This is a genomic window from Phycisphaerales bacterium (genome assembly GCA_040221175.1).
Lineage (GTDB): Bacteria > Planctomycetota > Phycisphaerae > Phycisphaerales > UBA1924 > JAHCJI01.
Genome location: JAVJVK010000004.1, coordinates 768,287 through 789,883, shown reverse-complemented (window position 1 = coordinate 789,883; position 21,597 = coordinate 768,287). Strand labels below are relative to the sequence as shown.

The 21,597-nt window shown below is 67.5% G+C and carries 16 protein-coding genes; 4 read left to right on the top strand and 12 right to left on the bottom strand.

Translation table 11 applies throughout. From position 1 onward, the window contains the following. Nucleotides 1-67: 67 nt before the first annotated feature. The 7 genes from RIE32_05655 to ptsP form a co-directional block, all read right to left on the bottom strand. Nucleotides 68-1,843, bottom strand: a complete 1,776-nt coding sequence (locus RIE32_05655) for a hypothetical protein (GenBank protein MEQ9095731.1) — start codon at nucleotides 1,841-1,843, stop codon at nucleotides 68-70. Nucleotides 1,844-1,846: 3 nt separating this feature from the next. Beyond that, a complete protein-coding gene (locus RIE32_05650) occupies nucleotides 1,847-3,130 on the bottom strand; it encodes a hypothetical protein (GenBank protein MEQ9095730.1) in 1,284 nt (427 codons plus the stop codon). Between the two features lie 149 nt (nucleotides 3,131-3,279). Then, a complete protein-coding gene (locus tag RIE32_05645; protein MEQ9095729.1) occupies nucleotides 3,280-4,851 on the bottom strand; it encodes a hypothetical protein in 1,572 nt (523 codons plus the stop codon). Continuing rightward, a complete protein-coding gene (locus tag RIE32_05640; protein ID MEQ9095728.1) occupies nucleotides 4,838-6,391 on the bottom strand; it encodes a hypothetical protein in 1,554 nt (517 codons plus the stop codon). Before RIE32_05640 ends, RIE32_05645 begins: the two co-directional genes overlap by 14 nt. A 40-nt stretch (nucleotides 6,392-6,431) precedes the next feature. Next, nucleotides 6,432-7,631: a 1-deoxy-D-xylulose-5-phosphate reductoisomerase gene (gene dxr / locus RIE32_05635; GenBank protein MEQ9095727.1), complete on the bottom strand. Its 1,200-nt coding sequence runs from the start codon at nucleotides 7,629-7,631 to the stop codon at nucleotides 6,432-6,434. Between the two features lie 4 nt (nucleotides 7,632-7,635). Next, complete coding sequence (locus RIE32_05630) at nucleotides 7,636-10,509, bottom strand: Rne/Rng family ribonuclease (protein MEQ9095726.1); 2,874 nt, start codon at nucleotides 10,507-10,509, stop codon at nucleotides 7,636-7,638. A gap of 405 nt (nucleotides 10,510-10,914) precedes the next feature. Then, nucleotides 10,915-12,669 carry a phosphoenolpyruvate--protein phosphotransferase gene (ptsP, locus tag RIE32_05625; GenBank protein MEQ9095725.1) on the bottom strand — a complete coding sequence of 585 codons (1,755 nt, stop codon included), beginning with the start codon at nucleotides 12,667-12,669 and terminating at the stop codon, nucleotides 10,915-10,917. 321 nt (nucleotides 12,670-12,990) lie between these two features. Here ptsP and rho point away from each other — a divergent pair, with 321 nt between their 5' ends. The 3 genes from rho to RIE32_05610 are packed head-to-tail and all read left to right on the top strand — an operon-like array spanning nucleotide 12,991 to nucleotide 15,950. Further along, entirely contained in the window at nucleotides 12,991-14,235 is a 1,245-nt protein-coding gene (rho, locus tag RIE32_05620) for a transcription termination factor Rho (protein ID MEQ9095724.1), read from the top strand. 10 nt (nucleotides 14,236-14,245) lie between these two features. Next, nucleotides 14,246-15,178 (top strand): hypothetical protein, encoded by a 933-nt coding sequence (locus tag RIE32_05615; GenBank protein MEQ9095723.1) that lies wholly within the window; start codon nucleotides 14,246-14,248, stop codon nucleotides 15,176-15,178. Nucleotides 15,179-15,200: 22 nt separating this feature from the next. Beyond that, nucleotides 15,201-15,950 (top strand): pyridoxine 5'-phosphate synthase, encoded by a 750-nt coding sequence (locus RIE32_05610; GenBank protein ID MEQ9095722.1) that lies wholly within the window; start codon nucleotides 15,201-15,203, stop codon nucleotides 15,948-15,950. On the opposite strand, the gene RIE32_05605 is transcribed toward RIE32_05610, so the two are convergent. From RIE32_05605 to lysW, 5 genes are read right to left on the bottom strand one after another with little or no spacing between them, the layout of a single operon-like run. Then, nucleotides 15,925-17,019: a [LysW]-lysine hydrolase gene (locus tag RIE32_05605; protein MEQ9095721.1), complete on the bottom strand. Its 1,095-nt coding sequence runs from the start codon at nucleotides 17,017-17,019 to the stop codon at nucleotides 15,925-15,927. The two genes, RIE32_05610 and RIE32_05605, sit on opposite strands and share 26 nt — an antisense overlap. Beyond that, the gene (locus tag RIE32_05600) at nucleotides 17,016-17,816 is read right to left on the bottom strand and encodes a [LysW]-aminoadipate kinase (protein MEQ9095720.1); all 801 of its coding nucleotides are present in this window, start codon (nucleotides 17,814-17,816) and stop codon (nucleotides 17,016-17,018) included. Before RIE32_05600 ends, RIE32_05605 begins: the two co-directional genes overlap by 4 nt. A 9-nt stretch (nucleotides 17,817-17,825) precedes the next feature. After that, complete coding sequence (gene argC / locus RIE32_05595) at nucleotides 17,826-18,854, bottom strand: N-acetyl-gamma-glutamyl-phosphate reductase (protein ID MEQ9095719.1); 1,029 nt, start codon at nucleotides 18,852-18,854, stop codon at nucleotides 17,826-17,828. Beyond that, nucleotides 18,851-19,726 (bottom strand): lysine biosynthesis protein LysX, encoded by an 876-nt coding sequence (gene lysX, locus RIE32_05590; protein ID MEQ9095718.1) that lies wholly within the window; start codon nucleotides 19,724-19,726, stop codon nucleotides 18,851-18,853. The genes argC and lysX overlap by 4 nt, the downstream gene beginning before the upstream one ends. A gap of 28 nt (nucleotides 19,727-19,754) precedes the next feature. After that, entirely contained in the window at nucleotides 19,755-19,976 is a 222-nt protein-coding gene (gene lysW / locus RIE32_05585; GenBank protein MEQ9095717.1) for a lysine biosynthesis protein LysW, read from the bottom strand. A gap of 289 nt (nucleotides 19,977-20,265) precedes the next feature. On the opposite strand from lysW, the gene RIE32_05580 reads away from it, so the two are divergent. Next, a complete protein-coding gene (locus RIE32_05580) occupies nucleotides 20,266-21,585 on the top strand; it encodes a DUF2254 domain-containing protein (GenBank protein MEQ9095716.1) in 1,320 nt (439 codons plus the stop codon). Nucleotides 21,586-21,597 lie beyond the last annotated feature (12 nt).

The following is a 21,597-nucleotide window of genomic DNA, read 5'->3' as shown; positions in this document are numbered from 1 at the left end:
GATGCCTTGCAAATGGGCACCGTGGGCGAGGTGGATTCTAGGTCGGCCGAGCGTTGAAAACCCCGATTCAGCGGGGCTGATAGGCCGTGTCGAGTGCGTCGCAGACGGCCAGCAGCGTGAGGCTCGTGGCGATTGACGGCTGGCGCAGGTCCCACGGGGCGGCGCGCACGCCACCGGTGGCCTTGCCGGGGTCGGCGAGCAGGTGGGCCATGCTTTCGTCCACGGTGAGCTGGCGCAGGAACCGCAGGGTTCGCAGCAGATTGAGGAACTCGCCGGCCCGCTCGTTGGGGGGTGTCAGGCGTTCGTCGAGCAGCACTGCGCCCATGGCCGTGGCGGCGCGCGCGGTCTGCCACGTCGGCAGCGGGGGGCCACCGCGGGTGAAGACGATACCGCCGGCCAGATCGCGATCATCTCCCTCAACGGCGGGGCCCGTGAGTTGGTGTTCCCAGACGAGGGTGCGCATCTGGCGCAGTGCGTCGCCGCCGGCCAGCGGCTCTTGGTCGCCCAGCGCCGTGAGGGCCCAGGGCATCTGGCTCACCAGCACCTCGGGGTCGACGCGGGTCAGCACGGCCCGGGCGCCAGCGCGGCCGATCTGGGTGTCCTCGACCGTGGCGATATCCGAAGCGCCCAGGGCGACGCGGGCCCGTGCGATGAGGGCGTATGCGCCCGCGGGCGTTTCGGGGGCGAACACGGCCGAGCCGGTGATCGAGAGCCCCAGGAGGGGTCGGACCACCGCGGCGCAGCGCTCGCGCATCGCTTCCAACTCGGGGTAGGCCTCGAAGGCTTCGGGCCCGAGCGGCTCCATGGCGATCAGGACCATCGCCGCCGAGGTGACGTCGGACCACGGCTCGGGCTCGAGCGGAGCCTCGTCGCCCAGGTCGGCCATGGCGCCAATGCGCACGGGCGTGATGAGCGCGAGCTGGCGAAGCAGGACGACCGCGGTGGTGCGAGCCTGGGCGGCCTTGTCCTCGGGGGCCCAGTTCGAGGTGCCGTACCGCAGAAGGGCGTGAGCCGCAAGCGCCTGGTTGAACGGCTCGTCGATGGGCGAGAGCGTGCGGCCGGTGCGTGCGTCGAGCGTACCGGTCAGGCCGTAGGGCTCCAGCCCCGCGTGGCGGCGGCGTTGCAGGTGTGCGGCCATGTCGCCTGCCCATTCGATCAGGGTCGGTGGGGTGAGTTCCATGAGGCCGACGACGCGGCCACCGCGGTGGACCAGCGTGGGGGCGGTCGCGTCGGGCGGCTGAGCGAGCATGGTGACGGGGGCGCGGTACACGGTGGCCTCGTCTTGTCGCAGCGCGGCATCGGCGTAGCGGGTCCATGCGCCCGGGCCGGGCTCGACGGTGGCGGGCAGGTCGTCTTCCAGGGCTTCGCGCAATGCCGCGGAGATCATGTCGCTGGGCAGCATGCCCCCGGCGAGCGCAGCGTCGGGGAACACGACAGCGACCGCCTCGCCCGCGCGCACGGCGACGGCGTCGAGACCCGGGCGGATCGCGAGCGCGACGTCGGCCAGACCGCGCGTGCCCTCGATGGCAGAGGGCCGGCCGGCCAGTTCAACCGTCAGGCGTGCGGCGTCGGTGGTGGGCGTACGCGCCTCGCGCGCGACGGCGTCGATGAGCGATGCGCGCGGTCGATCGAAGGCGAGCGCGTCGGCGATGAACCGACGACCGTCTTCGCGAACGGTGACGGCAACGCCCCAGACGGGCGGGAGGTCGCCTTCGCCCGGTTCCCCGCCCAGCACGATGGCCCGGGCGCGGGCGAAGGCGTCGAAGGCGGGTTGGCCGGTGGGGGGTGCGTCTTGCGAGTACGCGGGAAGGGCGAGCACGAGCAAAGCCAAGAGCGTGCGCATTGGTCAGTTCCCCTCCGCTTCGTCAGGCTCGGGGTCAAAATCGTGTCCCTGGATGGGCGGGTTGATCAGCAGGCCTTCGGTCGCATCGCGGGCGTAGCCCACCGGCGACTCGACGCCCGGCAGGACATGGCCGCGCAGGGTGTAGGGCCAGACCGCGGCTCCGGGAAGCAGTGGCCTCCCGTACTCGTCCGTCTGCAACGGCTCGGGAGAATACAGCCATGGCTCGCCGCTCATCGGATCCGTGCGCAGTTCCTGCGACAGCAATGGACCGAGATCGGCGAGCGTCGCGGGAGAGGCGCCGCCATTTGCCACGCGGTACCGCTCAATAGCCAAGACGACGCGCGAGCCGTCAACGAGTACCCCTCTCCGGCGTTCGTTGCGAACGATGAACAGATACACAGGTCCAAAATCGCCAGCCAACGGTATTGCTGGCGAGGCTTCGTCTATCAGCGACTGTGCTGCGCGTTCGGCGTCGATGTATGCCTGTCCGGATGACTGGAGCATCGTGGACACCAGGGCCAAAAAGGTGTCGCTCCACGCCCTCGCCTCGCTATGTGATTCGAATGGCCCGCGGTATTCCTCAAGGTCGACGCGCCGGGGGGCGCCGCGCAGCAAGTCGTCGTATGCTTCGGGGTGGAAGACACCGTCGCCTTCGCCGCCGTCGGTGTAGGTCTGGGCGATGATGTGCAGCAGGTCGTCGCGGATCATCGCCGCCACGCCCTCGGCATTCATCCATCGTTCAACCGCTTCGCGCTCGATGGCCGTGTCTGCGCGTGCCAGCGCGATGTCCTGGGTCATCGGAAAACGCAACTGCGTGCGCAACAGTTCGGCGCAGGCATCCCGCGCGCCTGACTCGGCGACCCCCCATGCAATCATGTGGTCGTGCCACAGGTGTAAGCGATGCATCGACAAGAGCTCCTCGAAGGCAGTGAGCCGCGTCTCGTCGTCGCCGCGTTCGGCGGCCAGATGCATCCTCGCAATCTGGATGCGTGCAAGCTCTCGAATGAGTCTCAGCGAGAACGCCGGCGGATCCCCGGGGCTGGTCGGCGGTGGTTTAATTCCATGGAGGTTGGCGAGGGCCGCGGTGTGCTCGAACACGCCGCGCGCGGTCCAGTCGTCGAGCACAGCTGCCAAACGCGCCCGCTCTCGAGCACGGTGTACGCGGCGGCCATACCCCGGCTGCCAGTAGTAAGCCGAGAATCCAGTGCCCGCCCAGTCGTTGTCTTCCTGCCGGACGTCGCGCTCGGCGGCCCTGGCTTCTTCGACGAACGCCTCGAGATCGGCCATGATCGCTTCGTATCGGGCCCACTGGCTGCGGTCGTCCGTCGCGGCCGCGGGCGAGGGATCAACCGTTGGGGCATCTTGTGCCAGTGTCGGCAGTGCGATCAAGAGCGAAGCCAGGAGCGTGCGCATTGGGCAGGATAGGGGCGTGCGGCTCAGGGGCCGTTGGGCCAGCGTTCCACCGGCAGTTCGATTGGCATGGTGATCTGCACAACGGTATCCGGGTGGTTCGGAAACTCGGGCGTGGCGGTCTCGAAGCCCGGCAGGGGGCGGCTGGCCAGGGTATAGGGCCAGATGGTCTCGTGGCTGCCGATGGGTTCGTTGTTCCAGCCGGTGGTGGGGGCGACGGGCTCGTAGTGCCAGGGCTGGGCGGTGAAGGGGTCGAGGCGCAGGTGGTTGGGCAGCAGGTCGCCCAGGTCGGCCAGGGTCTGCGGCGGGGCGCCGTCGTGGGCCAGTCGGTAGCGCTCGATGGCGAGCATGACGCGCCAGCCGGCGATCTGGATGTCGCGCCGGCGCGCTGAGTCGATGACGCGGTGGGGCTCCAGGCCGATGTCCTTGGCCGGATTGTGCCACGTGGGCGCGGCGTAGTGTGCTTCGAGCGCGGCGTCGGCAGCAATGGCGTCGGCGCCGGTGGCGATCGAGGCGGCGTCGGCCAGGTCGTAGGCGTCGTTGATCCACGCCGTCGCGGCGTCGCGATCGATGAACAAGCGTGAATGAATGTTCGAGAACTTCGAATCGCCGAAGGGCAGGAGCTCGTCTGGCGCCTGGTTGATGTCGTAGGTATAGCTGAGGCGCGCGTGGGCGAGAGGGATGAAGCGGCCACGGGCGGTGTAGACCCGCTGGATGTGGTCGAGGGCGGCGTCGCGCTCGCTGGCCATGACGTCGGCGAGGGTGGGGAAGTTGTCGACCAGTTCGCGCTCGATCGCGGCGTCGGCGGCGGCGAGGGTGGCGTCGTCGAGGGGGAAGAGGTATGCGTCGTGGAGGAACGAAGTGACGGCAAGGCCATCTATGGCAATGCTGGTCAGCCACCCAAGCATCGTTCCGCTGTCGGCCATGATGCGCGAGAGGGCGAGACCCTCTTCCAGCGCGACGATGCGTTCGCCGGGGTCGTTCGCCTCGGCGGCCAACCGCATGCGCGCCACTTGGGCGCGTGCAAGAGACCGTGCCAGCCCGAACTGCTCGAGGGGAACCTCAACGCCCGGGGCCGTGATGTCGGGCGAGGTGATTGGTTGCAGGCCCGGGAGATCTGCGGATTCTTTGAAGACGCCGATGTCTCGCCAGTGGTTGTAGGCCTCGATGCCGCGCTCACGAGCGCGGGCGTAGTGGGCGGCAAGATCGGGCAGGTTGTACGCAGCCGGGTCGTCGTAGGGTCCACGGATGATGTAGAAATCAATAGCCGGGAATGGGTCGACGGCGCCGGGCTGGTACGCCTGGTTGCGGCGGTCGAGGTCGTTGCGCCCTTCTTCGACCTTTTCCATGATCTCGGCAAAGCGTGGCCATTGGTTGGGGCCGTCGCCGTGCACCGAGCGCTGGCGTTCAAGGATTCGGTCGTAGGTGTGCTGACCATAGTTGGTGGTGATGCTGGGCGAGGCGGTCATGGCGGCGATGAGTTCGGACGCGGCCAGCACGACGAGGACCAGCAGCGCGATGCCGATGGTGATGAGCAGTTTGCCCAGGATGCCGCCTCGGCGGCTGAGGAACGCGCAAGTCGGATTACGGCGTGTCATACTGGGGCCCCTGGATCGGCACGGTGATGAGCACGCCCGTGCGCGGGTCGATGCCGCGGTCTTCGGTCGGGTTGGGCGTGCGGCCGGGTAGCGGCCGGCTGGCGAGCGTGTAGGGCCAGGCGTGCGCGCCGGGCAGTAGCGGCTGACCGTCGGCGGTGATGGTGGCGGGCGTGGGCTCGTAGTGCCAGGGCTGGCTGGTGTAGGGATCGGTGCGCAGATCCTGCGGCAGCAGGTCGCCCAGGTCTTCGAGCGTGGCGGGCGGGGCGCCGTGTTGGAGGCGGTATCGTTCGATCGCCAGCAGCACGCGTGTGCCGGCGGACTGGATCTGGCGGCGGCGTTCGGCTTGCAGCGAGGTGCCGAAGAAGATGCTGGAGTTCTGGGCGACCGGGTTCCGCCAGGTTGCGGTGTCGACGTAGCGGCCGACTTCGGCTGCACGGGTCGGGGCGTCGGCGCTGGTGGCTTCGGCGGCGGCGATGTACCGCTGGAAGAGCCCTTCGAACCATTGGGTCGTCTCGCGTCGGCCGAGGTACAGCCGGCCATGAATGTTCGAGAGCGTGCGATCGCCGAAGGGGGTGAGGGTGGAGTCGACCGGGAAAAACTCGCTCTCGACGAGTCGGACGTACTGGAGGGGCAGGAAGCGGCCGCCGCCGTTGCCGTCGTCGGTGAAGTAGTGTTGAAGAGAGTCGAGTAGATAGAGCCGTTCGCCTCGAAGGGCGTCGGCCAGGGTTGGCATGCGTTCCTGCATCTCCCGCTCGATTGAGGCATCGAGTTCTTGCAGGATTGCCTGGTCGCTCGTCGGATGCAGCAACAGTGAGTCGAGCATGGATGATCGCGCCAGTTCCTGCACGGCGACGCCCACCAGCCAATCGATCAGGTAGCCCAAGTTGCCCATGTGCCGGCCCAGGGCGAGCGTTTCGTCGGTGGCTTGCACGAGGGTGGCGTGGTCGCCGGCCTGAGCGGCAACCCGGCCGCGGGCGGCCTGGGTGCGGGCGAGCATGCGCGCAGCGCCCATGAAGGGCACCATGATGTCCTCGACCACACTGTCGGTGGGCGGCCGGGCGACGGGGCCCAGGGTGGGTAGGGCGGCGGTGCGGGCGAAGATGCCGCGGGCTTCCCAGTCCTGAAGGGCCTGCACGCCGCGCTGGCGGGCGCGCTCGAACTGCTCGGGTGTGCCCTCGTCGGGCACGAAGTAAAGCGGCTCGAACGCGTCGTACGCCCAGGGATCGTCCTCGTCGGTGTCTTGCTGGTCCAGACGCTCGAGCAGTGCATCGAACAGCTCGTCATTGGCGGCTTTGGCTTCCATCACGATGGCGCCGAACTGCTCGTAGGCGTTGGGGCCCTCGCCCGTGTACGCGGCCTGCCGATCGAGCGAGCGTTGTTCGAGTTCGGCGCTGTAGCGATCGGTGATGACGGGCTTGGCCGACGCGCCGGCGAAGTACTCCAGCACGATCAGCACGATCGCCAGGCCCAGGATGATGGCGATGGCGAGCATGAGCTTCTTGTATACGCCGCCGCGGCGGTGAGCGGTGAGATCGAGCATGCCGTAAGAGTACCAGCGCGGCCCTGGCAGGTTGCGGTCCTTATGACCGCATGGCCGCGGCGATGTGGCGTTCGACGTATTCGCGGGCCCTTGCGTCGGCGTTTGTAGCGTCTTCGAGCGTGCGGAGCGGTGAGACGTCGAGGGATTCGCAGGCGTCCCGGGTCAGCTCGCCGATGCGGCCGAAGGGGACGTGGCCGGCCAGGAAGGCCTCGACGGCGGCCTCGTTGGCGGCGTTGAAGATGGCCCCGGCGGTGCCGCCGGTGTCGATGACCCAGCGTGCCAGAGCCAGGGCGGGGAAGCGGGCCTCGTCGGGCTCCTCGAAGTCCAGGCGGGCGAGTTGGGCGAGGTTCAGCGGCGGGGTATTGCCCGGCATGCGGCGGGGGTGGGTGAGCGCGAGCTGGATGGGCAGGCGCATGTCGCTGACGCCCAGCTGGGCGAGCACCGAGCCGTCGACGGTCTCGATGAGCGAGTGCACGATGGACTGGGGATGTACGAGCACGCCCAATTGCGCAGATGGGAAGCCAAAGAGCCAGTGGGCCTCGATGACTTCGAGGGCCTTGTTGGTGAGCGAGGCGCAGTCGATGGTGACCTTGGGGCCCATGTCCCACGTGGGGTGGGCGAGCGCTTGCTCGGGAGTGGCGTTGTAGACCTCGTCGGCCGACGCGGTGCGGAAGGGCCCGCCCGAGGCGGTGAGAACCAGGCGCGAGACGTGCGCGGGCGGCTCCATCGGCGGCGCGGCGTCGGGGCCGGCGATGGCATGCAGGCACTGCCAGAGCGCCGAGTGTTCGCTGTCGACGGGGAGCAGCTTGGAGCCTGAGCGCGCGGCGGCCGGAACCACGACGGCGCCGGCGGCGACGAGGGTCTCCTTGTTCGCCAATGCAACATCGCGACCGAGTTCGACCGCGGCGAGCGTGGCGGGCAAACCGGCCGCACCCACCACGGCGGCCATGACGATGTCGGCGTCGACCTCGCGCACGAGGCGCTCGGTGGCGTCTCTGCCGATGAAGGTTGCCGATCCGCCGTCGCCTTCGCACAGGGCTGTGTGCGCCACACTGTGTGCTGCGGCCTGCTCCTGCAACTCGTGCGCACGCCGGCCGGCGGCCAGGCCCACCACCTCGATGGGTGGGGGCTGGCCTCTGGCTTTGGCGAACGAAGCGACATGGGCGACGACGTCCAGTGTTTGCCGGCCGATGGAGCCGGTGCTGCCCAGGACGATCAGCCGCCGCGTGCCGATAGACATCGACTCAGGCCCCCGGGCCGCCGGGCTTGGTCCGGCGATGGGCCGAGTAGAGGAACCGCGGGCGGGGCTTCTGCTCGGCCTTGGGCTCGTCGGTCTGGTCGCCCTCGTCGTCTTCGCGACGCGAACGGCGGCCACGCTTGGGACGCGGCTCGATCATGCCGGCCGGCTCGGGCTCGGGCTCCTCGTGCGAGGCAACGACTTCGACGGTCGGGGCTTCGTCTTCCTCCGCCGCTTCGTCTTCGTCGTGTTCGTGGGCCTCTTCGGCGTCCTCGATCTCGCCGGCTTCTTCGACGTGTTCGGCGCGATCGCGGTTGCGTCCGCCACGGCGGCGCCGGCGTCGGCGGCGAGGGCGATCGGACTCCTGCTCGTCCGATTCGTCTTGATCCAATGGCTCGTCGGACTCGGCGACCGGCTCGACCGATTCTGCCTCGGACTCATCGACGTTCGTGGCGTCGCTCGAGGCCTCGTCGTCGCGACGCTCGCCCCGGCGACGGCGGCGCCGACGACGCCGGCGGGGCCGATCTTCGTCGTGCTCGTCGTGCTGCTCGTCGCGAGTTTCGTCGTCTTGGCGGCCTTCCGGCGCTTCGTCCTCGTCTGCTTCTTCTTCCGCGTGTGACTCGGGAAGGGGCGTGGAAAGGGCGCTGGCGAGCCGGCGGGCGAGCGAATCGGGCTCGCGCGCCTCCTCGTGATCGTCGCTCTCGCGGCGGTCGCCGCCTTGTGCGTCGGCGCCCGAGCGACCCCGCCCACCACGGCGGCGACGTCGGCGGCGGCGGCGCGGACGGTCTTCATCGTCGGATTCTCGCTCGTGTGCGTTGCGCTCGTCGGCGTCGGCCCGTCGTTCGTCCTGTGGTTCGACGTTCTCGTCATCTTCGCTGTCGTCATCGTGTGACCGGGCAGCTTCCTGCTGCGAGGCTTCGTCACCACCGCCACCACGGCGGCGACGCCGCCGCCGGCGCCGGCGACGGCCGCTGCGTTCCTCGCCCTCTTCCTGATCGTCGAAGTCGGCGTCAAGTTCGATCGGGTGGGCCTGGACGGCCTGCACGTCATCGACCTCTTCGTCGAACCGGTCGGCTTCGGTGTCGTGTCCCTCGACGGATTCGGCCAGCCCGGCATCGGTCTCGGTAAGCCCCTGTGCCTCGACCAGGAACTGCTCGGGCTCGGGCAGCTTGGGCAGCTTCTCGATGTTGATGTCGTTGTTGCTGCTGTCGTAGGCGTGAAGCACGAAGCGCTCGGCGGCCATGTTCTCGCTGACGCGGACCTCGGTAATCACGCCGCTGACACGCTCGATGCGGCTTAGCTGCTTGCGGCGGCCGCTGAGCAGGTGGCTGGCGACCTGGGCCGAGACGACCATCTCCACACGTGCGACCTTCTCGTAGCTGGCGATGAGCGAGAGATCGCGCAGTGCTTCGGCGGCGACGCTATCGGGCCGGCGGATGACGCCGCGACCCTTGCACAGGTGGCACTCGGCGAAGTGGGTGCGCTCGTGGCTGGAGCGCATGCGCTGGCGGGTCATCTGGAGCAGGCCGAACTCGCTGATGGGCAGGATGGTGCTCTTGGCCCTGTCGCGGCCCAGTCGCTCGGCGAATCGCTGTTCGATGGCCTTGCGGTTGCTGGCGTGCCGCATGTCGATCAGGTCATTGATGACCAGGCCGCCCATGTCACGCAGGCGGAGCTGGCGGCAGATCTCGTCGGCCGCTTCCATGTTGGTGTTGAAGGCGTTGCTCTCGGCGTCTCGCGCGCTGCGGCTGCGGCCGCTGTTGACGTCGATGGCCACCAGCGCTTCGGTCTCGTCGAAGATGAGCCGCCCGCCGCTGGGCAACGGCACCTCGCGCGAGTGGATGTTGTGGATCTGCTGTTCGATGCCGAAGGCCGCGAAGATCGGCGCCTGGCCGGTGTACTGGCGCAGCTGGGGTCGGCTGCGGGGCGAGGCGATCTTGATGAAGCGTTCGGCACGGGCGAGCGCGCCCGGATCATCAATGATGATGTCCGTCACCTCGGTGCCGGCAAGGTCTCGCAGGGCACGGAGGAGCAGGTCGCTCTCGGCGTACAGGGCCTGGGGCGCCTTCTTGCTCTTCTGGCGCTTCTCCATGTCGCTCCAGAGGCGCTTAAGGTAGGCCAGGTCGCGCTTCAGTTCGGTCTTGGTGCGCTCCATGCCAGCGGTGCGCAGGATGAAGCCGAAGCCCTCGGGCAGGTCGAGCTGGTCGAGCACCTTGCGCATCGCACGGCGGGTGTCCTCGTCCTCGACCTTGCGCGAGACGCCCACGTTGTCCATGCCGGGCATCATGACCAGGTATCGGCCCGGGATGGAGATGTAGCTGGTGAGGGTGGGGCCCTTGGTGCCCACGCCTTCCTTCAAGACCTGGACCATGATGCGGTCACCCGGCTTGAAGCACTTCTGGATCGGCGGGCGGTCGCGGCGGGGGGTCTTGATGCCCACACGCTCGGCGGCGTCCTCGTTTTTAGGGAAGTAGCGGGGGTGGACGTCGGTGGTGTGCAGGAAGCCGTGCTCTTCGAGCCCGAAGTCGACGAACGCCGCCTGCACGGCGGTGTTGACGTTGCGGACCACGCCCAGGTAGATGTTGTTGACGCGGCTGGTCGAGGCTGTTGGCTCGGCGTGGTATTCCTCGAGCTTGCCGTCTTCGACGAAGGCGATTCGGCACTCGTCGCCCGGGATGTAGTTGACGAGCATGCGGGACGCGCCAGGGGCGCCGCCGCTGGACTCGATGGCATCGCTCTGGAAGCGACCGCGGCCGCGACCCGAGGAGCCGCGCGAGGACTTCTTGCCGGAGGACTTCTTGGAGGTATTCGTCGTATCGGTGTCGGTCGAGTCAGCCTTGGAGGTCGATCCGTTGTCGGAGGTGCTGGGCTTTCGTGCCATGATGTGGACGCTCTCGTGCAGGGAGTGCCGGGCCGCCCGCCACCGCCACGCGGCCGGCGACGCCACACCCATGGGCGGCGGTCGGGCCTGCGAGAGGGGTTCGGGGGGTCACTTCGGCGTGCTCCGCAATGTGTGAACGGCAGTGATCGGAGTCGATCGTGCCTGGTGGACGCCGGCCGGGCCTGGCCAATCCGCGGCCTCTGGCGGGCGTCGAAGTTATCTGTCTCAAGTCTCCGCCGGGGACCAGTGGCTCGCGGCGGGTGCAAGGGCCGTCGTTGCGCGATTCATCAAGCGCCCCAACCGGTCCCACGAACATCTACGGCCCTCGTGGGGGTGGGGTTTGGCCTGAGGCCCCAATTGGGCCCGCCAAGAGTCTTATCGGCGGTTCTCGCCGATGGATCGAGACTAATCCTCCCCCGAATCGAAGACGCCGGGCATGACCTTGCGGACACGCTCTCGGACGTACGCGGTGACGTCCGACGGCGATTCGAGCGAGAGGGCCCGCCGGGCGATGCGGGTGCATTCCTCTGCGGAAACGCTCCGCACCAGCCGCTTGACCTGCGGAATCGAGTACGAACCCACCGAGAGGGTACGCACGCCCAGGCCGATCAGCAAGACGGCAAAATCGAGCTCGGCGGCCGATTCGCCGCAGCAGGAGACGGGGATCTGCCGGCTCTTGGACCCCCGCATGACGTCCCGGACCAGCCTGAGGACGGCCGGGTGCATGGCGGTGAACAGGTCGGCCACCCGCTCGTTTGTGCGGTCGACGGCCAGGGTGTACTGGACCAGGTCGTTGGTGCCCACGCTGAAGAATGCCGCGTCGCGGGCGAAGCTGGAGGCGATGACGGCGGCGGCGGGCACCTCGACCATCATGCCCATGGGCACGTCGGCGTCGAAGGGCACGCCTTCCTCCTCCAGGTCTTCCATCACATCGCGGACGATGGCCTTGGCCTGCCGGAGTTCCTGCACCGTCGTGATCAGGGGGAACATGATCTTGAGCGGCCCTTCGGCGCTCGCTCGCAACAGCGCGCGAAGCTGGCGCTTGAACATCGGCAGGTTGCTCAGGCAGTAGCGGATCGAGCGGTTGCCCAGGAAGGGGTTGCGCTCGGGAAGCTCGAAGCTGTGCTGGGTGTACTTGTCGGCGCCAAGGTCGACCGTGCGAATGACCAACTCGCGCCCTTCGAGCTGGCGGATGCAGCGAACGTAGGCCTGATAGTGCTCTTCCTCGGATGGCTCCGTGTCGCTGGTGAGGTAGAGGAACTCGGTGCGATAGAGGCCGATGCCCTCGCCGCCCACCTCCAGCACGTGGGAGATTTCGTCGGGAAACTCGATGTTGCCGAGCAGGCGGACGTGCTGGCCATCCGTGGTGATGCTGGGCTCGGAGGCCTGCTCCTTCCACACGGTCTGGCGCCGCTCCATGCGGACCTGGCGTTCCTTATAGCGATCGAGTTGCTCGTCGGTGGGGTCGAGGATGACCACGCCCTCGAGCCCGTCGACGATGATGGTGGTGTCTTCTTCTGCGATGCGCGCGATGTCGCGCAGGCCCACCACGGCCGGGATGTTCAGGGCCCGTGCGACGATGGCGGTGTGGCTGGTGCGTCCGCCGCGGTCGGTGACGAACGCCTGGACCAGTTCGCGGTTGAAGCCCGCGGCTTGGGAAGGCGTGAGGTCGTCGGCGACCACGATGGCGGGATGCTTGAGTTCGTCCAGCGTGCGGTTGTGCTCGCCCATGAGGTGGCCCAGCACGCGATTGCGAAGGTCCTCGAGATCGTCGACCTTGGAGGTAAACGCCGAGTCGCCCATCTTCGAGAATTTGCTGGCCCACTCGCCGAAGGTCACCTCGACGGCATGCTCGGCGGCCATGTGCTCGTTCTCGATGCGTTCGAAGATGGGGCCGCGCAGCGAGGCGTCCTGGAGCACGCCGATGTGGAAGAGGAAGATCTTGGCGGCCTCCTCGCCCATCTCCTTCTCGGCGCGATGCTTGACGTCCTGAAGGTCGGCGACCGAGGCCTCCAGCGCGGCCTTGGCCCGGGCGGCTTCCTCGTCCGAACCTGCGGCGGGGGTGAACCGGCGGACTACGCGACGGTCCTCGTCTTCCAAGAGGAAGATGCGGCCGATGACCAGCCCGGGCGAAACCGCGATGCCGCGAAGGACCTCCATGGCGGGGATGGGCTCCGGAAGGGTGAGGCGGGGGTGGCGTGGCGGGCTACCGATAACCCCGCACCCTGCAAACGCCGAGCATAGCCGAATCCGGTGGGGCTGGCCATGCGTATCTGTGCGATGGGGCACCGCGGGCTGGGAATGCCCGATTGCTCAACGCGGTTGGATTGACATCGAGGCTCTGGAAGCCTCTGATACGCCGGTCACGCCGAGCGGCCCAAAGCGTTGCCCCCCGGCGGACCGATACCACAGAAAGCCGATCTGCGCGAGCGGAGCCTCGTCTGGCTCTCTAGCGCGTGGATCCAGCGGATGATGGACAACATGACGACCTTTTCCGGCCTGGTGGACCAACCACGGCGCGGGGATGTCCGGCTTCGGCCCCTGGCGGGCGATACCGTGCAATTCCGCGATGACGACCCAATCCTGCCGCGATCGCTCGTCGATCGCTTCGGGCTCAAGCCCGGGATGCAGGTCGAGGTGCGCCTGGGCGAGAAGCAGGCCACCGTGGGCCAGAATGGCCAAGGCGGCGGGCGAAACCGGAACCGTCGCAATCGACGCCCGCAAGACAACCGCGGCGCGAAAGCACCACTCGCAGAGCGCGTGATCAGCATCGAGGGCGTGCACCCCGATGACGCTCCGCAGCCCACGCCGTTCGAGGAATTGACCACGGTCGATCCGAGCCCGCGGATGCAACTCGAATATCGAGGCTGCCCTGCATCGTGCCGGCTGGTCGATATGTTCTGTCCCATCGGTTTCGGGCAGCGTGCGATGGTGGTGAGCCCACCCAAGGCCGGCAAGACGACGCTGTTGAAGGACATCGCCACCGCCATCCTCCACAACCACGAGAACACCGAACTGTTCGTCCTGCTGGTTGATGAGCGTCCCGAAGAGGTCACCGATTTCCGCCGCTCGCTGACCGGCCATGGGCCCGGCGATCCCGATCGCCCCTGGGACAGTTCCCGCGTGACGGTGGTGGCCTCGAGCGCCGACCACGATGCTGAGCGGCACATCCAGGTCGCCACGGTGACGATGGAGCGGTGCAAGCGGCTGGTCGAACTGGGCAAGGACGTGGTGATCATCCTCGACTCGCTGACCAGGCTCGGCCGGGCGTTCAATCGCTCGCGTGAGTATTCGAGCAGCGGTCGCACGCTCAGCGGCGGTATCGACAGCAAGGCGCTGGAAGTGCCGCGGCAGATCTTCGGCGCGGCCCGACAGACCGAGGAAGCGGGCTCGCTGACCATCATCGCCACCGCGCTGGTTGACACCGGTGGGCAAGGCGACCAGGTAATTTTCGAGGAGTTCAAGGGCAGCGGCAACATGGAGTTGATCCTCGACCGCAAGGTGGCCGAGCGCCGGCTGTTCCCGGCGATCAACCTGGCTGCCAGCGGCACGCGCAAGGAAGACCTGCTCATGCCCAAGCAGGAACTCGAGACGGTCAACGCCCTTCGGCGTCGCCTTCTCTCAATGCCCCCGCCCCAGCAGATCGAGCAACTCCTGGGCGCCCTGAAGCGCTTCGAGACCAACGAAGCCCTGATCGGGATGAACCGTTCGGCCAGCCCGGCCTGAACACGCGGCCATGGCGACCACCGGCCAAGTGCAACTCGTGCCGCCGGTCGACGGGCTCGACCTGCTGGTCGATGGAAACGAGTTCCTGCTGGTCCGAGTCCAGGATCAGGCCGGCGAGCGAATCCGCATCGGCGTGCGGGACTCGACGGTTCGTCTGTTGCTGGCCGTGCGCCCACGGGTGAACCGAGCCCGCTTCTTCGTGGTGCTTGCGGGCGTGTTGCTGACGATCGCGCTGGCGTTCCTCATCCCGGTGGGCATCGGGTTGCCGCCGCTGTTGGGCTTCGCCATGGCCGTTGCCGTGGGCCTGGTCGGGCTCGTGGTCGTGCTGATGGCCCAGCCCACGCGAGAGTATCGCTTCCACGACGATCTACCGGGCGGGCTCGATCGCCCACCGTTGATGGTGCTCTCCGAGCGCAGCGGCCAGCAATCGTGGTATGCGCTGCGGGACGAGCGTGGATGGATGTTCGGCGACGTCTCGCGACGACTTGGGAAGTGGAGGGTCCGTGGCTTCGAAGCCATCGAGCCGCCGCCGCCCAGCGACGATGAACAAGCCGCCGCGGAGGCGGCCAAGGCCTCGAACCTCGCCGGCGCGCTCTACGCGTGGAGCGTGGCGATGGCCGAGGACGAGCCAGCGCCGGAGGGATCCGCGCCCGAACTGTCCGTGACCATCGTTCGAGACTATCTGAACCTGGCGTCCGTGGTGGGCGGGCTCGTGTCCGGGCCCATCGGGCTGGCGCTCGCGTTCAGCGGTCCCTGGAAGCGGATGGAGTTCAAGCGGGGCGGCCGGGTGGTCGCCACCGGCCACAAGCTGGATGACGGCAACGCGATGCACCTGGAGATCGCCGACGCGTTCGATTCAGGCGTCGAGACCGAGGCCTGGGTTGATCGGCGGCACGTGCTGGCGCTGGCGGTGCTGAGCCTGAGCTTCGAGGCCGAACGCTGACGCGCCGGGCATAGGCTTGGGCATGGTGCAACTGAGCGTCAACGTCGATCACGTGGCCACGGTCCGGCAAGCTCGCCGCGGCGTGGAGCCAGACCCGGTGCGCGCGGCGCACGAAGCCGAACTGGGCGGGGCCGACGGCATCACCGCCCACCTCCGCGAGGATCGCCGGCACGTTCAGGACCACGACCTGCGCCGGTTGCGCGATACCGTCAACGTTCGGCTTAACCTGGAGATGGCGGCGACCGACGCCATGATCGAGTTCGCCTGCGACCTCAAGCCGCATACGGCGATGCTCGTGCCCGAGGGCCGCCAGGAAGTGACCACCGAGGGCGGGCTCGATGTTGCCGGTCAGCTTGACGCCATGCGGGGTGTGGTCGAACGCCTGAAGGGCGCGGGCCTGATCGTCAGCGCGTTCATCGATCCGACTCTTCCTCAGGTCGAGGCGGCGCACGCCGCGGGCTTTGACGTGTGCGAGGTTCATACCGGGCCGTATGCGCACGCGTGGGCGCGGTGTGGAGGCGACTTTCGCCGGCCCGAGCTTAGCGCTGCGCTCGAGGCGGTCGCCCAGACGGGCGCACAGATTTCGGCCAAGGGAATGCGGCTCAACGCCGGCCATGCACTGAATTACCACAACGTCGGACCGATCGCAGCTCTTCCCGGCGTCGAGGAGTTACACATCGGCCACGCGATCGTGAGTCGATCCATCTACTCCGGTTTCCGAGCCGCCGTCGCCGACATGAAGCGCCTCATGATGCACAGCGTTCGGGGCTGAAGGCGGCTGCGATTTGAGGGATCGCGTGACGCAGTACCTCGATGGAACGAAGATACTCGGGTAGGTCCAGGCGTTCGTGCGGCGTATGGTCGAGCGTGCTGTCCCCGGGGCCATACGCCACGATGGGGCAGCCGAACGTGGTTGCAACCGTGTTCATGTCGCTCGTGCCGGTCTTCACCGTTGCGGTGGGGCGTCCGCCGAGCGACCCGATGGCAGCCGAAAGCGCACTGGGGACTTCGCCCGTGCGCGGGCCGCGGTGCGCGGCCGCGTGGCCGTGGAACGAGAGCGACACGTCCGGTGAACTTCGGCGGATCCGTGCCTCGATGTCTTCGGGCTTCGCCCACGTGGGCAGACGCAGGCCCAGGATGAGGCTCGCTGAGTCGCGCAGGCCATCCGAATTGGTGTTGAACGCCTGGAGGCTTGGCTGGATCGTTTCGAACAGCCCTTCGTGGCCGATGTTCCATTCTGCGATCGACGATGTCATTCGGCGATGCCAGTCGATTGCGGCCTCGGCGACCGAGCCGACCGGACCCGCGGAATGGCCCGCCGCCTGCTCGAACAGCGCGCGGACGATCAGGCGGCCCTTGTAGCCAATGGCGAAGCGCTCCCATCCGCTGGGTTCGCCGATCAGGCACGCGTCGGGTCGGTAGTGATCGCGGGCGTACGACGCGCCGGGCGAAGAAGGCGTTTCTTCTCCGACGGCGCCGATGACAACCAGGCGGGTGTCCTGGGCGATCTTCGCCGTGGCCGCCGCAACAGCGAATGCACAAAGGGGGCCCTTCGCATCGACAGAGCCTCGGCCCCAGAGCGCGCCATCTTCAACGCGAATCGGGATGTGGCCCGGCACGGTGTCGATGTGTCCGAGCAGCAGGATCTCCGTGGCGTCGGGCGCCTCGCTTCCGATCACGCCGACGGCATTGCCGGCTGGGTCGATGCCGGCGCGAAAGCCCAGGGCCGACATGCGCTGCACGAGCAGCAGGACGGCCTCGTGTTCATGTCCGGACGGACTTGCCGTGCGCACGAGGTCTTGCAGCAGTTCGATCGCGTGCTGTTCGTTTACGATGTTCATGTAACACATGTCCCCTGCCCTTGCAGGGCATGCGTGATCGGACGTTCCCGGCGTGCATCGGCCAAGATAACGCGCGAGACACCGGCGTCAATTGCTTCGCCCGCGGCGATGACCTTTCGCTTCATCCGACCCTGGGCCAGTTCGATGGCGCTCTCCAACTCTCCTCGCGACAGGCTGGGAATGAGCGACGACTCGTCGGGAAACGCGCGCAGCAGTCCCGGCACGTTGGAGAGGATCACGAGCGAGTCGGCGCGGAGCGACGCGGCCGTCATCGCCGCGGCCCGATCGGCGTCGACGTTCAACGGCTCGCATTCCCGGCCGATGGCCGGTGGGCAGAGCACCGGCGTCTTGCCAAGCCGCAAGAGGGCTTCGAGCATGGCCGAGTCGACGCGCTCGATCGTTCCGCTGTGATCGTCGCGAATGACGGTGGTGACGCCGTTCTCGATCGCCCGGATCGCGCCCTTGCGTCGCGCGGCCCACAGCCCGCCGTCGATGCCGCTCAGGCCGACGGCATCGACGCCCATCTCACGCAGCATGCGAACGATGCGAGCATTCAGCCGGCAGCAGGCCATCTGGAATACGTCGATGGCCGCCTCGTCGGTGTATCGGCTCGCGTGTCCGCTGGGACTGGTAATGAAGCGGGGCTCGATCCCGAGCCTCTCGCTAAGTTGGTTGGTCTCATGAGAGCCACCGTGGACTACGACTATGGGCTGGCCCGTTGCAGCGAGCGCTGCGATGTCTTCGCATGCGTGCCGGGGGCCGATTCCCTCGGCTCCACCGATCTTGATCACGATCATCGTGCGCTCCTAGACCGGGTGCAACCCGGGAAACGTCAGGCCCGCGGTTTCATCGAATCCGCAGGCCAGGTTCATGGATTGGATGGCGCTGCCGGCGGCGCCCTTGCCCAGGTTGTCGATCGCGCACAGCGCGACGATGCGATTGGCGCCCGGTTCGATGGCAAAGCCGACGTCGGCATAGTTGGTGCCCGCGAGGATCTTTGGCTCGGGCAGGCGATACAGGCCGCGACGTTCCTTCACCATGCGTACGAATGGCTCGTCGGCATACGCATCCCGATAGAGCTGCCACGCGTCGCGTTCGGTCAGTTCACGGCTGGTCAGGACGTGGCACGTGGCGAGCACGCCGCGAACCAAATCCGTGGTCGTCGCCGTCACGTGCAGCGGAAACGTGCCGCAAGCCTGTTCCACCTCGGCCGCGTGTCGGTGCGATACCGGGGCGAAGGTGCGCAGGGCGTGGCTTCGCTCGGCGTGATTGCTCGCGGCGCTCGGCTCGGCCCCCGATTCGCTCGAACCGACCTTGACGTCGGCAATGACGCGATCGATCACGCCGGCTCGTGCCAGTGGAAGCAACGCCAGGTTCATGGCCGTGGCGTTGCATCCCACGCCGCTGACGTATCGGGCGTCTGCGAGTTGCTCGCGATGCGCCTCGGGCAATCCATACACGAAGCGATCGAGCCACGCCGGCGCCGCGTGGGCCTGGCCATACGTGCGTTCGTACGAGTCGGCGCTGCGAAGTCGGAAGTCGCTGCTCAAGTCGATCACGCGGTGGGAAAGGCTTGCGTATGCCTCGATGTTGCCCGCCGTTTCGCCGTGCGGCAGGCACAAGAAGACGACGTCGACCGGTTCAACATCCGCTGGGTCGCAGAGCGAAAGATCGAGTACGCCCCGGAGGTTCGGGTGGACGGCCGATATTGGCCAGCCGGCCCGGCCGCGTGACGTTGCCCAGGCGATGGTGGCGTGAGGATGCATCGTCAGCAGTCGCAGGAGCTCTCCTCCCGTGTATCCCGCGCCTCCGATGATGCCGACGCGAACGCTCACGCCACCACCGCCCGGGCTTCGGCCACGCGCACGACCTGATCGACGATCCGTCCCGGAATATCGACGCCGGTGGTGTCGATCGAGTTGCGAAACTCCATGGTTGAGTTGACCTCGCACACGAGTAAGCCGCGCTCGGGGCATTCCATCAGGTCGATGGCCAGCAGGCTCTGCTCGTCGCCACCCACCGCACAAGCCGCGCGTTGGCAGATGTCGTCGAGTTCGGGCGTGACGGGCAATCCCTCTGCGCGTCCACCACGGGCGGTATTGGTGATCCAGTGCTGGCTGTGCCGCATGATCGCGGCGATGGTCTGCCCGCCCACGACGAACGCACGGATGTCGCGATCGGGCTTGCGCACCAACTCCTGGAGGTACACCACCCCGTGCTGCGGTCCGCCGAGAGCCAGCTTGTGTTCGAGCACCGCCTCGAGCGCGTCCCGATCATTCAATCGGCCCACCATGCGTCCCCACGAGCCAACGCAGGGCTTGATGACGACGGGGTAGCCCAGCGCGTCGGCTGCCCGAACGGCCCCGTCGGCTCCGAACGCCGCAACGGTCCGTGGTGAGGGGACCCCCGCGTCGGTCAGGGCGAGTGTCGTTTGCAGCTTGTCGCCGCAAGCGTGCGTGACGCTCGATCGATTCAGGCAGATCGCGCCACGGCTCTCGTAGGCTCGCACGATGGCGAACGCCCTGGCATGGCTGAGGCAGCGGTCCAGGAGTACGTGGGGTTCGCTGGCGGGCTCATGCTGCCGGGTGAGGTCGATGACGGCCTCGTCGGCGTGCACGAGTTCGACGTCGATGCCACGACGTTCGAACTCGTCGAGAAGCAGGCGTTCTTCGATGCGGATGCGGGTGTGTAGGAGTGTCAAATGCATGGCGGGGCTCCGGGTGCTCGGGTCGTGCTTACTCGCCCCAGTCTTCCTCGACTTCGGGGGCCAGCGCCAGCGTGATGGGCGACACGTCGGTGACCTCAAGTTCGGCTCCGCAGTCCGGGCAGCGGACGAGTTCGTGGCGGCGTGGCGCCCGGGCGAACGTGATGGTCGAGCCACACTCGGGGCAGGTGGCGGTGATGGTCTCGGGCGCCGGCGTGGTGGGGGGCGTGGTGGGTGTGGTGACCTGGGACATGCTGAGGCTCCTTCAGAAATGCAGAAAGACACGACGAAAAAGGCTCGCCGGAAGGGTTCCGGCGAGCCTTGCGATTTCGATTGCAAGGTGGATCTAGCGGACGCGCACGCGACCGTCGCCGGAGGGTTTGTTCCCCTTGGCTTTGGCTTTCAGCGAAATGGCGTGGCGGCGGCTCATGTGCTCAATGATCCCCATCGGCTCAGGAGAGTCAAGCGGTTGAGCGGAAGTTTGCGGCTGGCATGAACGCGGCGGCCTCATCCGGTGGGTCGGCCGGTGTACCGTTGCGTCGATGCGACACCTTCGCCTGCTCTGGGACGCCCTTCGCTCCAGCCTGTGGTTCGTACCCTCGCTGTTCGTGCTGGGGGCCATCCTGCTGGCTCAGGGGATGATCGAACTCGATCACCTCCTGCCGATCGAGCGGTTCGAGGAGGCACTGCCCCGGCTCTTCGCCGTCGGGCCGTCGGGGGCCCGCAGCCTGCTGGCGACGATTGCCGGTTCGATGATCTCCGTCGCAGGGGTTGCCTTCAGCATCACCATCGTCGCGTTGACCCTGGCGTCGAGCCAGTACACCAGCCGGATCCTGCGCAACTTCATGCGCGACCGGGCGAACCAGGCCGTCCTGGGCGCGTTCGTGGGCATCTTCGTGTATTGCCTGTGGGTGCTGAGGACCATCAGCGAGGGCGACGACTACAGCTTCGTACCGATCTTCGCGATCCTGGCCGCCGTGCTGCTCGCGCTGGTGGGCATCGCGTGCCTGATCTTCTTCATCCACCACATCGCCCAGGCCATCCAGGCCGAGCACATCATCCTTGCGGCCACGAGCGAGACGCTTGCGGCGGTCGACCGCCTGTTCCCCGAGCGTGTTGCTCAGCCAGCCGAGGCCGTGCGACCGCCTCTGCCGGCCGACGACACCACGTGGCGGTCGATTGCAGCGCCCAAGACGGGCTACCTCCAATCCGTGGATGGCGACGGCCTGGTGAAGCATGCTTGCGATCGTGGGTGTGTCGTCCGCATGGAGTGCCCCGTCGGGCACTTCATCGTGGAGGGTTCGCCGCTCGTATCGCTCGCCAATGCCGCCGAACCCGACGACGAGACCCGCAAGACGATCAACGGGTACTTCGTCATCGGCGGGCAGCGCACGATCGTGCAGGACGCAAGCTATGGCATCCGGCAGATCGTGGATATGGCTATCAAGGCCCTGAGCCCGGGGATCAACGACACCACGACGGCGGTCAGTTGCACGGAGCACCTGACGGCAATCATGGCCAAGATTGCCGGGCGGAAGATGCCCTCGAAGTACCGTGCCGAGAACGGACAGGTTCGTTTCATCGCCATACGGCCGGACTTCGAGACCCTGCTTGGTAACGCCTTCGATCAGATCCGGCAGAATGCTGGCGGAAACGTCGCCACGCTCCGGGCTCTGGTGGAGGGTCTGGCGGTGGTGGCTGACCGCACCGATGAGCCGGACCGCATCTCGGCGATCAGGCGTCAACTCGATTTGTTCGCTCGCAAGGCCGAGGCGACGATCGAGCAACTCGAGGATCGGCGTGACATCGACGCGGCGGTCGAGGCATTGCGCCGCCGCCTGGCGATCTCGGCTGAGCCATGAAAAGAGGGCCCG